Origin of the sequence: Candidatus Poriferisodalis sp. (assembly GCF_965262965.1) — a bacterium.
Taxonomy (GTDB): domain Bacteria; phylum Actinomycetota; class Acidimicrobiia; order Acidimicrobiales; family Poriferisodalaceae; genus Poriferisodalis.
This window is the reverse complement of the sequence record NZ_OZ253573.1, coordinates 2,117,383-2,130,490: the sequence shown is the minus strand read 5'-3', so window position 1 is coordinate 2,130,490 and position 13,108 is coordinate 2,117,383. Positions and strand designations below refer to the sequence as shown.

At 63.9% G+C, this 13,108-nt stretch carries 11 protein-coding genes, 1 tRNA gene and 1 pseudogene; 3 read left to right on the top strand and 10 right to left on the bottom strand.

Translation table 11 applies throughout. The features are described from left to right. Nucleotide 1: 1 nt before the first annotated feature. The 10 genes from ACQY5K_RS10210 to ACQY5K_RS10165 form a co-directional block, all read right to left on the bottom strand. A complete protein-coding gene (locus ACQY5K_RS10210) occupies nt 2-361 on the bottom strand; it encodes a hypothetical protein (protein WP_428114748.1) in 360 nt (119 codons plus the stop codon). Nucleotides 362-416: 55 nt separating this feature from the next. Next, nucleotides 417-1,451 (bottom strand): TIGR03617 family F420-dependent LLM class oxidoreductase, encoded by a 1,035-nt coding sequence (locus ACQY5K_RS10205; RefSeq protein WP_428114746.1) that lies wholly within the window; start codon nt 1,449-1,451, stop codon nt 417-419. A 101-nt stretch (nt 1,452-1,552) separates the two neighbouring features. Further along, nucleotides 1,553-1,625: transfer RNA gene (locus ACQY5K_RS10200), tRNA-Arg, on the bottom strand. 120 nt (nt 1,626-1,745) lie between these two features. Then, entirely contained in the window at nt 1,746-3,419 is a 1,674-nt protein-coding gene (locus ACQY5K_RS10195; RefSeq protein ID WP_428114744.1) for a hypothetical protein, read from the bottom strand. Then, on the bottom strand, nt 3,409-3,600 hold the full coding sequence (locus ACQY5K_RS10190; protein WP_428114741.1) for a hypothetical protein: 192 nt from the start codon (nt 3,598-3,600) through the stop codon (nt 3,409-3,411). Before ACQY5K_RS10190 ends, ACQY5K_RS10195 begins: the two co-directional genes overlap by 11 nt. A gap of 237 nt (nt 3,601-3,837) precedes the next feature. After that, a complete protein-coding gene (locus ACQY5K_RS10185; RefSeq protein ID WP_428114739.1) occupies nt 3,838-5,145 on the bottom strand; it encodes an ISL3 family transposase in 1,308 nt (435 codons plus the stop codon). Between the two features lie 78 nt (nt 5,146-5,223). Beyond that, on the bottom strand, nt 5,224-5,754 hold the full coding sequence (locus ACQY5K_RS10180; RefSeq protein WP_428114737.1) for a hypothetical protein: 531 nt from the start codon (nt 5,752-5,754) through the stop codon (nt 5,224-5,226). A 427-nt stretch (nt 5,755-6,181) separates the two neighbouring features. Further along, nucleotides 6,182-7,357: an ISAzo13 family transposase gene (locus ACQY5K_RS10175; protein ID WP_428122634.1), complete on the bottom strand. Its 1,176-nt coding sequence runs from the start codon at nt 7,355-7,357 to the stop codon at nt 6,182-6,184. A 225-nt stretch (nt 7,358-7,582) separates the two neighbouring features. Beyond that, nucleotides 7,583-8,434 (bottom strand): DUF7687 domain-containing protein, encoded by an 852-nt coding sequence (locus tag ACQY5K_RS10170; RefSeq protein ID WP_428114734.1) that lies wholly within the window; start codon nt 8,432-8,434, stop codon nt 7,583-7,585. A 35-nt stretch (nt 8,435-8,469) separates the two neighbouring features. Further along, entirely contained in the window at nt 8,470-9,351 is an 882-nt protein-coding gene (locus tag ACQY5K_RS10165) for a DNA adenine methylase (RefSeq protein ID WP_428114731.1), read from the bottom strand. A gap of 344 nt (nt 9,352-9,695) precedes the next feature. Here ACQY5K_RS10165 and ACQY5K_RS10160 point away from each other — a divergent pair. The 3 genes and pseudogenes from ACQY5K_RS10160 (at nt 9,696) to ACQY5K_RS10150 (ending at nt 13,095) form a co-directional block, all read left to right on the top strand. Next, a pseudogene (locus tag ACQY5K_RS10160) lies at nt 9,696-10,827 on the top strand (IS630 family transposase). Between the two features lie 190 nt (nt 10,828-11,017). Next, complete coding sequence (locus ACQY5K_RS10155) at nt 11,018-11,980, top strand: hypothetical protein (protein ID WP_428114729.1); 963 nt, start codon at nt 11,018-11,020, stop codon at nt 11,978-11,980. Next, the gene (locus ACQY5K_RS10150) at nt 11,977-13,095 is read left to right on the top strand and encodes a hypothetical protein (RefSeq protein WP_428114726.1); all 1,119 of its coding nucleotides are present in this window, start codon (nt 11,977-11,979) and stop codon (nt 13,093-13,095) included. Before ACQY5K_RS10155 ends, ACQY5K_RS10150 begins: the two co-directional genes overlap by 4 nt. Nucleotides 13,096-13,108: the final 13 nt, after the last annotated feature.

The window sequence follows — 13,108 nt, the reverse complement described above, 5'->3', positions numbered from 1 at the left end:
GTCAAGCAGCTCTCATGAAACGAATGTTGAGGTGGAGGTAGGCGTTGGTGTTGGGGTGCTTCGCCCAGATGTCCTGCCACTCTTGACTGCCGAGTGTCACCCGGAAGCCTTCCTCGCGGGCGGCCCTGCTGGGCCAACGGATGATCCAGCACACGTTCGGCTGACCATTGGGGGACACCACCGGGGCGGATCCGGCGACTTCAGGCTCGTGGCCGTCATCGACCCAGAAGTCGATGACGTCCAGGTTGGCCCTCAGCCAGGGCCCAGCGAGCTCGGACGCCCATTCCCGATAGGCCTCGAACCACTCCGCTTCGATGGTGTAGTCCCGGATTTCCACAATTGCCTCAGATGCCTCAGGCATGGCTCTTCCTTTCGCCGGTCGCAGACGTTTCGCACATTCTCCCAGGCGGTTGCGATCAGGTGGGTTGCCCGGCTGACGGGATGGCCCCGATGTCTTGGATCACGTCGGGCGGCAGATCGGCGCCGATGTCGGTGGCGACGCTGGCGTTGACCTCGTCGACGAGCCCGTCGAAGTGCTCCGCGATGGCGCCGGCGATCTCGTCGTGGCGGCCGACGGCAGCAAATAGCCGCACAACGTCGTCGTCGATGCAGCCGGCCATTTTGCCCCAGCCGTCGTTGCGCGAGAGATGGTTGAGCTTCTCGCCGAGCTCGCCCAGGTCGTGCTGTTCGAGCACTGGCCAGTACGCCCGGGTGCTGCCGTAGAAACCGATCCGGTAGCGAACCCACTCGACCATCCGGTCCACGGTCTCGTCGTCGGGCCCGGTGCAGACGAACCCGCCGCCAGTCACCCAGAAGTCGCTGCGGCTGCGCCCGGCCCGGTCGAGCCCGGTCTGCAGCTGCGGCATGACATGTTCTCGCAGGTAGTCCGGCGTGCAGAAGCCGTGCAGGCGCACCCCGTCGCAGTGCTGCCCGGCCACTCGCAGCATGGCCGGCCCGACCGCAGCGATCATGATCGGCGGCGGAGGTCCGTCCAGTGGCTCAGGTGTGAAGTTGGGTGTCATCAGCGAGAAGCGGTAGTGCTCGCCGTCGTAGTCGAGCCGTTCGCCCGTAGCCCACGTGTTCCAGATGGCCCGGATCGCCTGCACGTACTCGGTCATGCGAGGCGCCGGCGCCGACCACGGCACGCTGAACCGCCGCTCGTTGTGCCCCTTCACCTGGCTTCCGATGCCGAGCACGAACCGCCCGTTCGAGGCGGCCTGCAGGTCCCACGCAGTCGACGCCGTCACCATCGGGCTGCGAGGAAAGCTGATCGCCACGCTGGTCGACAACCGCACCCGCTCGCTGTGTACCGCAGCGATGCCCAGCGGGATGAACGGCTCGTGCCGGTTCTCCATGGTGACGACGCAGTCGTAACCGTCGGCCTCGATCCGCCGCACCTCGTCAGGCACAGCTCGCATGTTGTGCTGGGGCAATGTCGCGCTGACGTGCATGTGGCGCTCCTGTTCTCCAGCGAGCCATCTTGCTGCATGCGCCCCGAGGCTGCTCGGCTTCTCAAGACCATGCCGAACTGCAGCGGCGCTCTTGCACTCTGCGCCCTCGGCAGGACTCGAACCTGCGACGCACGGTTTAGGAAACCGACGCTCTATCCCCTGAGCTACGAGGGCGGGATGTGTGCGGATTGTAGAGTCAAATACTGCGTCAAAAGCTGCGTCAAATAAATTCGCATCTGACGCGTGCCGATTGAGGGAGTCTCGCCGCTCTGGGTGTTCTTGGCGTGTTTCGGCTCAGGCGACGAGTCGCAGCGGTGCCGTTTCGGCGCTTTTGGGCGTGTCGGCGAATCGCTGTCCGAAGATGTCGCTGAGGTTGTCGCCGGTGCGTTCTTGGTAGGCGATGAGTGCGTTGGCTGTGACGAGCAGTTGGTAGCCGATCGCTTGATACCTGTTGTTGTTGCGGGTTGCTGTGATGCTGCGCTTGTCGCGCAGGAGGCCTTTGAGTTGGCGGTTGCCTGATTCGCAGTCTTGGCGGACTCCGTAGAGGGGTCGGTACATCGGGTCGGACGCGGGGAATGACGAGACGAGGTGCGGCATGAGCACCGGGTTGTTCCCGCTGAGTGTGTTGGCTGTGGTGTCCATTCGGATGGTTGTCGTGGCGCCTTGGATTCGCGCTGGGACGATGGGATGCTCGGGCAGTGCGTATTCGTTGGTCACTGCGTATATGCCGCTGCGTTGTTTGCGTCGGCGGCGGTTGACGCAGACCAGCGGGACATGGACATCGTCGCCGTTTCCGTCGGTCATGAGCACGGTCGGGGTGCCGTCGACGGTGATGATGTCGGTTGTGAGCACGACCGTTCTGTTGGTCTTGCCGTTCTTGTGCTTGGTGACGAACGCGAACTCGTAGGCGCCGATGTTGTGCAGCACGGGGACCGTCGCGATTGGCCGACGCAGCTTGGAGACGGGCTGGATGCCCATCTTGAGGAGGCGTTCTTTGTCCTCTGCTGAGAGCGCCCCGTCGTAGCAGCATCCGAACAGGCCCCTGATGAGGTCCGGGTGCTCTTCGAGCAGGAGTTTGATCAGGTCGACGGTGTAGGTCGCGTCGCTCTTGCCGCGTTGCGCTTCGCCTTTGACGAAGATCGCGAGCGGGAAGTGCTCGTTGGGATGTTTGGAGCGGGTGATGAGGATTTCCCATTCGTAGTGCGGCGGCGGAGGGATCGTGCCGCTCTTGCGGCTCTCGGGTGTGAGTGCCTCTGTGTCGCAGCGCGCCGCCAAGCCGGTACGGCCGTTGATCTTGTTCGGATCGGCGTTGTTGTACAGGCCGCCGACCTTGGTCCCGTCGCCCGCGACGAGCTGAGTGGTATCGGGTTGGGTGTAGGTGCCCGCCCTCGGGTTGAACTGTCCGATGCGCAGGGCCGCCTGGACGCAGAACGCCCGCGTGATCTTTTCGAGTTCGTCGAGCACTTCGTCGCACAGGTAGTCCTCTCGGAGTCTGCGGTGCTGGTCGCGGGTGAATCCGCTGGGATCAAGACGCCAATCCGGGTCATCAGGCCGGGACTCTTCGAGGGATTCGTTGATCTGGTCCACCAGCCTCGGCGATGATCCCCCGCCGCGCTGAGGACGGTTCTTGAGATGCACTCCCTGTGCCCCTCCGTACAGGTAGGTGCTGCACAGGAACACGATCGCGTCGAGCCCTCCGTACCGTTTCTTGCGTCCGCGGTTCTCTGTCCGGCATTCCTCGATCATCTTCTGCAACTCACCCGCCAGCGTCCGGGTGCCGCTCATCGCTGCGACGCCGAAGATCAGCTGCTCCTTGTTCAGCAGCACCGGCTTGCCGTTCTGCTTCGGCTTGTCGTCTTCGGGGGCAGGGACCGCAGCTGCCTCGGCCAGGTCCTTAACCCGGATCGGCTCGCCGTCGGCGAACAGAGCCCGGTAGCTGGGGTACGCGGAACCGTTGCTACTTGCCATCACCGCCGCCTTCGGGCACGGCGCGTCGCAGCACAGCGATCGTGTCGTCCACCGAGTCGACGCCGAGAAACGCGGTCGCGGCGATGATCCCGTGCGCGTGCGCGATGCGGTGCGCGGTGGTGTAGCGGGTCGAGCGCGGCACCACGCCCGGCCGATGCGAGATGCCGGCTGTTTCGAGCACGCGTCGCAGCCGCACTGTCACTGAGTGCGTTGCTCGTTCCAGTAGCAGGCCGGGTGTGACGCACAGCGGTTCGCTGGGGTTGATGCAGTCTCGGTTGCGCAGCTGGAAAGCGATCTCTTTGCGTCCCCAGTCGCAAAGAGGGTTGATGCGCGCAGCGAGATAGTCGGTTCCGGGCAGACGGACGAAACCCCGATTCGCATCGATGTCAGCAACTGTGACCTTGGCGGTTTGCTGGCTCTACGCAACCAAGCTGGGACGTCGGGTTCGGATTGGAGTGACGGGTTGAGTTTGGCATGGTTGGCGGCCGGCGGCGAGCAGTATGCGGAGCCGGTAGTTGTGAAGGTTGCGGAAGCCGCGTGCTGAGCGTTTGACGTGGTTGATGCGGGCGTTGGCTGCTTCGGTTCGTGCGTTGCTGGTGCGGGTGCGCACGGCGGTTGCGATCTCGGTGTGCCAGCGGCGCAGCGTGCGGGCCAGGGTGGCGAGCTCGGGCGGGGCGCTGGGGTGCTCGCACCAGGCGATCGCTTCGTTGAGATGCTGTTGCGCGTCGAGGGGATCGTCGGCGCGGAAGATGTCGCGGACGTGTTCTTTGGCGACCCAGCACTCGCGGATCTCGTCGGTGGGGTCGGCTGCGTCGAGCGCTGCGAGCATCTTGTCCCACCCGGCGGCGTCGAGCCGTTCCGCGCCGGTGAGCAGCAGCTTGCGAGCATGGTAGAGCGGGTCGCCTTTGCGGCCTCGGCGCCCGGTGGTCTCGTTGTGGACGCGTCGGCGGGCGCCGTCGAGCGCCTGGTTCGCGAGGCGCACGATCCCGAACGCGTCGGCTGCGATCTTCACGCTGTCGCTCAGGTGCGTGTCGCGGCGTGCGCGTGTGATGCCGCTGCGGTAGCCCTCGTGGGGGTCACAGCACACGACCTCGATGGCCGCTAGCCACCCGGCGGGCTGCTGTTCGAGCCATCTGTGCAGGTCAGCGGCGTTGCGGCCGTCGAAGATGTCGATGACCTGCCCGGTGGCCGCATCGACAGCGGCGGACACATAGCGGCGACGCGCCAGCCGCGACGCTGAGCGCATCACGGTCTCGTCGAGCCCCAGCCGAGCCACCGGCCCCACCCGACCGGGATCGCCGACGACCTGGCATGCCCAAGCAGCGACCGCGGACCACACCGTGGCCCACGCCACCCCCAGCCGGCGAGCCGTCGACGCCACACTGCCTTCCACCGCTTCCAGGCGAGCGGCGGCCCACTGCTCAGCCCGGCAAGTCAGGACCCGCCGCGGCGCGGCCAGCTCGCACTCCTCAGTCCACGTGCGCGTCTCGCACCCCGCGTTCGGGCACCACCAGATGCGCTTGCGCCACCGCACCTCGCACACCCCGCCATCGCGACCCGGCGCGTCGCGCAGCCGCACCTCCCGACGGCCCTTCGAACGCGCCCGCACACCGCACGCCCCACACAAAACTCTCTGCGCGTCGGGGGTCTGCACCCACAGCACGGTCTCGCCGCCATCGACACGAACCCGCGTGATCTCCACGCAATCCGCGCCCAGCAACACCACAGAACTAGCTTCAACCACCAGGGGCCTCCCGAGTCTTGGACTGTTCAACGAGTCACAAGAATCGGCGAGGCCCCTCCCTCAACGGTGGACCCTCACATCACCCAAGTCCCAGCTTCGATGAGAAGAGCCGGTTTCCTCTGCGGACGCGCCTGCGAAGCCGAGCGCCACTATCAGAGACTGATCAGATGTGATGATCCCGCCCCTGGCATACGCGCACACTTGACGGGCTTCGGTCTCGGTCAGCGGACGCATCGCGAACTCGCTGACCTCGCGTTTGGGAGTCTCGGCGACGAGCGATGCTGCGTCGACCTCGATGCCGAGGGCCTGTGCTGCCTCCAGCGCTGCTCGGGCCGCCCATCCTCTGTTGGAAGCCGTGTTAGCAGCCACAGGCGGATACACATTTTGAGCGTTCGGCCGGGCCGTGCAGCACCAGTCGGTGACCATCCGCGGCGTGACCCTCGACCAGCACCCAGCGACGCGGTTCAGATGTCTCAGCAGCCGTACTGTCTCGTCGGCGGCCTTCTTGGCTGTTGCGGGTTTGGTGATATAGCGCGCACGCACAGCATCAGAGATAGGGGATATCCAGCATTCGATTCGTTGCTCTTTCATGACTTGAAGCTTCCAGGCCTTAAGCGCTGCCCAGATGAAAGGGCGGGGCGCAATGGAGTCGAGTCGTTGCGCGACTTGGTCCGGCGTGTTCCCGGCGAGCGGGAAAAGAGTAGGTGCGGGGTCGACGTTATATTCCATGGTACTGGTGACCGGTCACGGCGTTCCGACTGTCCATTGGGCGTCGTGGCCGGTTGCTTTATATATTCGAGATATACATAGTTTAGTGAGTTTTCCCGGAATTGGTCACGAATTGATTTTGAGCCAATCGCGGCAAAGACACAAAATACAGCCATCTGACAGTCCGAACGCTATGAATCGCGACAGCGGCGCGATCAGTGAGTGAGAGTACCGTAAGGCGTCAGATTGGCTTAAATCAAGGGTTTCGCCGACGGGCGTTGGCCCTGCACAGGTAAGGGGTCGCCGCGGGTTAGGTCGCGTGTTTGGTCGGTGTGATGGTGTAGTTCCATTCGCCGTGCCAGTCGTGGGGGCGCAGCGGCAGGTGTTGCATTTGGCGGTCGGTGATCTTGATGCCGCGTTGGTACCAGTTGGGGTCGTGGGCGGCTTGGACGGTGAGCCCGGTTTGGGTGGTGGTGGAGGCGATGAGCTCGACGATGGTGGCGATGTCGGTGAGGGGTCGGCCTCGCCAGTTCATCGAGATGAAGCTGAAGAGGCGGTGCTCGATCTTGTTCCATTTGCTAGTGCCGGGCGGGTAGTGCGCGACGGTGATCTCGAGGCCGGTGTCGGCGGCGAGGCGGGCGAGGAACCATTTCCAGGCGCGGGGCCGGTAGCCGTTGGAGCCGCCGGCGTCGGCGGTGATCAGCAGCCGTGTCGCTTGCGGGAACCGGTCGCGGCCCAGGGTGCCCCACCAGCGGCGGATGGACTCCACGGCGAACTCGGCTGTGTCGGCGGAGTCGCCGACGCTGACCCAGCCGGCGTTGTCGGCGACGTCGCAGACGCCGTAGGGGACGGCCTTGGCGAACTCTCCCAGCGCCCGGTCGGCGAAGTCGTGCACGCTGACCCGCTGGGGCTGCCCGGCGGGCTGCCACTCGGTGCCGCCGTTGGCGTAGGACCCGATCAGTTCCTTCTTCTTGGTGTCCACGCTGATCACCGGCTCCCCGGCGGCGCCGAACTCGCCGGCCAGCGCGTTGAGGTACCCGAACTGGGCGTCGCGGTCGGGGTGCTGGGCGCCCTCGTTCTGCTTGGCCGGCGCCTGCAGCGAGTAGCCCATCTGGTGCAGCAGCCGGCGCACCAGCTCCGCGGACGCCCTGAAGCCCTGCCCGGTCAGCTCGCGGGCGAGCTGGCGCGTCGACTTCAGCGTCCAGCGCAGCGGCGACATCGGGCTGCCCCGCGTGACCGGATGCACCAGCTCGTCGAGCGCCTCGAGCAGACCGGGCTGCTTGTCGACCGCCGGGCGGTCCCCGCCGCCCGCAGCGCGCTGACGGTGCGACGGCTCGACCCCAGCGCGCACCTCGCGCACCGCCCGCGACATCGTCGAAGTCGAGATCCCCGACGCTCCCACCACGAACGCCTGCCCGCCACGACCCAGCGCCTCGGCCATCGCGCCGGCCACCACACGCCGCTGACGCTCGCCCAGATGCGGCATCACCGTCTCGAAGAACACCCCGGCAGCGGCCGCCGACAACTCCACCCACCCGACACTACACCACGCGAGTTAACCTATGGCACACCCTAAGACCATGGCAGCTATATTGTCAATCTCTGCATTGCAGTGGATTTTGAAACAAGTACAGAAACCGCGTTTCGAACAGGCCAAGCACCATTTGTTACATGGTCACCATGGATGGTGCGGCGAGGCATCAACAGGTGCCTACATTTTTCGGCTGTGAGCCTCTTCGGTCCATTCGCCTACAAGAGCTGGGATGCGATCAAGGATTTCCCGACCGAAGATCACTTCGTCAACATACCCCATGTGCATGAGGTCGACTAGCCGACATAGATAAGACCTGCCCTTGCCCCACCAGGTTCTGTGAGAGTCAAGGAAGAAATAGTGGGCGACTCTCTTCTCCGACACGCTAGCAAGGTTCTTGAGTTCCATTCCATCGAGCAGAGTCTCGTAGATTCCGCCAGCGACGCGGCTCCCGAAGGTCGTGGTGTAGTAGTATTCCTTGATCTCCCAGATGGCAATCGGGTCGATGACGGAGCGATAGGCACCGTCTATCCGGCGGGCGAGAGTGCCAACCAGGCCAGCGTCGTCAGTGATTTTTGTGAGCTGCTTAGGATCGTAGTCACATTCGGTCCCATCGGTAGCATCTTCGATGAGCATGTTGATGAGACCGGTGAAATAGGCCGGTGCTTTCTTTTCGCCTTTTTGCTTGTTCATGGGCTGCGGGCAGTCGGGCTTCAGTCTTGCCAGCATGCTGCCGTAGAGTTCGCTAGCTTCATCTACATCCATCAGATGTTGCTCGACATGGGAGTTGAGCGCTTCAGCGCGGTACTGAAAGTAGTCGAGCAGGCTTGCGCCGAGGTTCGTTAGGCCTTGGGAGGCGCGGATTCGCGTATTGGGGATGCCCAGCTTCTTGGCGGTTCGGTCCAGAGCCTGCTCGTCGGGTGCTTTGACCCTCGACTTGCCGCGTATCGAATACCCGTGTTGTTCGCCGACCGCGCGGACATACGCCCAGAAGACATCAGACTGGTTCAGAAAACGTGGATCAGGTTGCACTCTTGACTCCCTAGGTGGGTACCCAGAAACGGGAGTCAGTATGTCAGCAGGAGCCTGTCGGTGACGACTTCGTGCTCAAGGGAGCTTCCCGCCATCTGAAAGCGCTTTAACATTGACCGCCCGCAGTTCACGCCGACTTCGCGTTCGAAGAGGCCGGACGGGAAATCGAACTCGACGACGGTGCGACCCGACGCCTTGCTGCCGTCGATGCTCAACGCGACAAAGATGCCTCGCCGCTTGCAGTCCGCGATCGAGTCGACGAGATCGGCGAGATCGAACGATTGGGCACCGTAGATGATGCTCTGCGTGTGGGAGTACGGCGGATCGCAGTAGATCAGATCGCCCTCGGCCGCTTGTGCCATGGTGTCTCTGAAATCTTGGTGCAGGAATCGGGTCCCTGCGGTTCTCTGGGACCAGATCGAGACGCGCCGTGAGAACGACTCGGGAGCGATGGGCGAATGCGCGCCGCATGGAGTCGACATGTGGCCATCCTTGCGGAACCGGATCACACCTCCGTAGCAGGCACGACTCAGGAAAAGAAGATCGGCTGCATTGGGTCGCGTGTTATATGAGGCGCGTATCCGCTCGTAGGCCACCTTCTTGCCAACCGAGTTCATGAGTTCCCAGCGTGACCGATACCATTCACGCAGCTCGTCTGGTCGTTCGTGAAGTGCCACAAAGATGTCGATCAGCGGCCAGAATGCATCAGCCGCCACCGCCCTCTCGGGTGCCAATGTAGCCAGTACCGCGCCGCTTCCGAGAAACGGCTCAACATAAGTACCGAACTTGTGCGGGAAACACGCAATGATCTCGTGGGCAAAACGCTGCTTGTTGCCGATCCACTTGAGAAGCTGGGTCTTGAAAGGAGCAATCGGCCTTTGGCTTTCGTCAAGGCTCGGCAGTGTCAGCTGAAGCACTTGGTCAGCATAGCCGCGGCGCGCATTCGCTGAACGGATTTCCATGGGCAAGTGCTAGTCGCTGGAATAATTGGCGTCAAGCCATTTTGCAATCGAGATCGTTCAGACTCGTGCCTGACAGGTTGACTTTGCCTGACGCAGGCCTAGATGCTAGCGAGTGTAGAATTAGTATTCCTTCGAGTCTGGCGTAATCTGGTATCGAACTGACGAGTAGTTTCGGTCTTTCAAGCGGAATTATCGGCTACTCGCGACGCGGCGTCCATGATTGACTAGTGCTGTGTCCGCAAACGTTCGTCGGGTTGGTGTCCGCGTGGCGGGGTGTGGTTTGTGGTTTGGTCGGGGGTATGAGTGAGCGTGTTCGGGTCCGTCGGTTGACCCATGAAGAAGGCCAGGCGTTGCAGCGGATCGTGCGTCGCGGCGCCGGCAAGTCGCCGGGGTCTCATGTGCGATGGCGGCGTGGGGTGGTGGTCCATGCGTCGGCGGGCGGGAACTCGGTGGCGGTGATCGCGCAGTTGGCGGCGACGTCGCCTGATCGGGTGCGCGAGATGATCCACAGGTTCAACGAGTCGGGGATGGCGTCGTCGGGTCCCTCAGTGGGCGGGTGGCCGTCCCCGCCGGATCACGACTGACGATGATGCGTTCATCGTCGAGACGGCCCGCACCCGCCCAAAGAAGCTGGGCCAGCCGTTCACGCGGTGGAGCGTCCGCAAGCTCGCGGCGTATCTGGCCGACAACCCGACCCGGGTGGTGCGCGTCGGCCGGCAGCGGCTGCACGAGATCCTCACCGAGTCAGGCATCACGTTCCAGCGCACCAAGACCTGGAAGGAGTCCAACGACCCTGACCGTGACGCGAAGCTGGACCGCATCGAGCATGTGACCGACAAGGCCCCGGACCGGGTGTTCGCGTTCGACGAGTTCGGGCCGCTGGCCATTCGCCCGACCGGCGGGGCGTGCTGGGCGCCGCGGTCGCGTCCCCAGCGGCTGCGCGCGAACTACAACAAGCTCCACGGCGTGCGCCAGTTCCACGGCTGCTACAGCGTCGGCGACGACGAGCTGTGGGGCGTCGTGCGGCACCGCAAGTCCGCGGCCAACACTCTCGCGGCGCTCAAGACCATCCGCGCCCGGCGCCCCGACGGCGGCTGGGTCTATGTGATCTTGGACAACCTGTCCGCCCACAACCGCACCGACATCGCCAGATGGGCCAAGCGCAACAAAGTCGAGCTGTGCTTCACCCCGACCTACAGCTCATGGGCGAACCCCATCGAAGCGCACTTCGGGCCGCTGCGCGAGTTCGTGCTCAACAACTCCGACCACCCCAACCACACCGTGCTCACCCGCGCGCTGCACGCCTACCTGCGCTGGCGCAACGCCAACAAACGCTCACCCGAACTGCTCGCAGCCCAACGACGCGAACGAGCCAGAACCCGATCCGAAAAACAACACCGCTGGGGCAGACCCACCAAACAAGCCGCCTGACCAAAGCGCGCAAACGTTTGCGGACACAGCACTAGAGGTGCGATGAGGCCACACCTGCGGTCATGGCCTCGCCCTGCGTACGGTGGGTTCATGAGCCGGGCGGCGGGGGAGGTGCAATGAAACCGCTGCTGACTGGTGCGTTGCTGCGGGAGGCCGGCCCTGAGGCAGTGGTGCCGTTGGACAGGGTGCAATGAAACCGCTGCTGACTGGTGCGTTGCTGCTGCTGCTCGCGGTCGGGTGTTCGCCGGGAGAGCGCCTCGGGTCGACGGGCGCGGGCGGCCTCGACGAGATGAGCTACATCGTGGTCCCGCACCCCGACGACGAGATGCAGGCGTGGTCGCTGATCGAGAACTCGCCCGATGCGTACAAGGTCTTCATCATGCTGACCATCGGTGAGCAGACCGCGTATTGCGCTTCGCCGGGATATGACGAGGGGACTGGAGAGGCATCGCCCTCTCCTTGGCCTGCTGGCAAGTGGACATCGTCGTGCGAGTCAGCCCGCCAGAACTCGTTCTTCGACTTCATCGCCGGAATGGCGCCCGGCGACGACGGTCTGCCGTCTTCGTTCACATTCGAAGGTGTCAAGGGCCCGTTCGATTCGCTTGGTTACACGATTTGTCGGCACGACGCCGAGGGCTGTGTCTCGGACCGCACTGCCAAGGTGTGGATCTCGGAGGTTGCCGCCGTGGTGTGGTTCAACCTCGGCGACGGCGACTTGACTGACGAGGAAGTCGAGTGGGCCGTCAAGACGGTTCGGGACAACCGATCGACCCTTGGAATCAACAAATCCTTGCCGAACGGAAGCCTGATCGGAGCGAGCTACTGGAACAGCTCGTACTCCGGCTGCTTCGTGTATACCCACGACGACCATCTCGCGGTGTACGAAGCGCTGTGGGACACAGACTTCGACATTGGCTATCAAGCTGCCGCAAGTTGCGACTCTGACCCCGGCGTCGCTCGAGTTGCCCAGGTGTCATATGCGCACTTCGACGATGCATTCGAGACATCTGGGTCGTCGCGTCTTGGTGCACATGTCGTCAACTATGGGTGGTTGTGGGGCGAGGGTCCTGGCTATTGGCCTGGGGATTACTCCGGGCAGGGCGAGCTCTTTCACCGTGATCAGGCGTTCCGAGTGCGGTTCAGCTCGTCATGAGCGCTGAGATTGCACCGAAGCGTGGGCGGTTTGCATCTGTCGACACGTTTCGGGGTGCCGTGCTGGGCCTCATGCTGTTCACGCCGGCCACGGGTCTGGCTGGTTTTCCCTGGCTTCGCCATGCCGAATGGGATGGGCTGACGGCGTCTGATTGGCTCTTCCCTACTTTTCTCGTGACGAGCGGGCTGAGCCTGTCGTTCCTGCTGCGGGATGCGCCGACGCGGGCGATGTATTGGCGCCTGGTCCGCCGGCTGGTGCTGCTGGTCGCGGTCGGTCTCGTGTACAACGCATACGGCGCTTCGTGGCTGGACCTGTCCACGCTGCGCTTCACCGGCGTCTTGCAGATGATCGGCGTCGCCGGGGCCGGCGCGGCTGTGGTGGTGCTTGCGAGCAGAGCCGTTCTTGGCGAAGAGAAGATCTGGTGGCTTCTGGTGGCCGCGACCGGAATCATTGGGCTGTACGGCCTGGGTCTCGACATGTCATGTACGCCAGCCGGACGCTGCAGTCCGTACCTCGACGTGGACACAGGGATCCTCGGTACCAGCCACGTGTATCGAGCTGGACAGGCCGGGTGGGACCCTGAGGGCATCGTGGCGTCGCTCGCGGCTTCGTCGCTGGTTCTGTACGGCTATGCGGCCGGTGTGCTGCTGCGGCGGTACGGCCGGTCGAACCGGCTGCAGACGTTGGCCCGGATCGGCGTGCTGGCCGGGCTGTGCTTCGTGGGCGGATTGGCTGCATCGTTGTGGATCCCGTCCAACAAGCGCCTGCTGACGCCGGCGTTCGTGCTGCTCGCAGCGGGGACTGCGCTTGCTGTGTTCTGTGTGATCTATCTGTTTGTCGACACTGGCAAGCGGGGTCCCGGCGAGCCGCGCGACTGGAACTGGCCATTCATTGCGCTTGGGCGCAATGCCCTGATGGTCTTTGTGCTCGAACGTTTCCTGCTGCAGTCCGCCAGCCATGTGCACATCGGCGATCGATCCATCGAGGCACGGCTGCTGGGGGCCCTGCCGTTCGGCGAGTCCGGCGTGCATCTGGCGTACACGGCTGTGCTCCTGCTCGTCGTCGTCGGAGTGGTGGGCCTGATGCACCGCCGCCGGCTGTACCTGGCGCTTTGACAGTTCGGTTCGC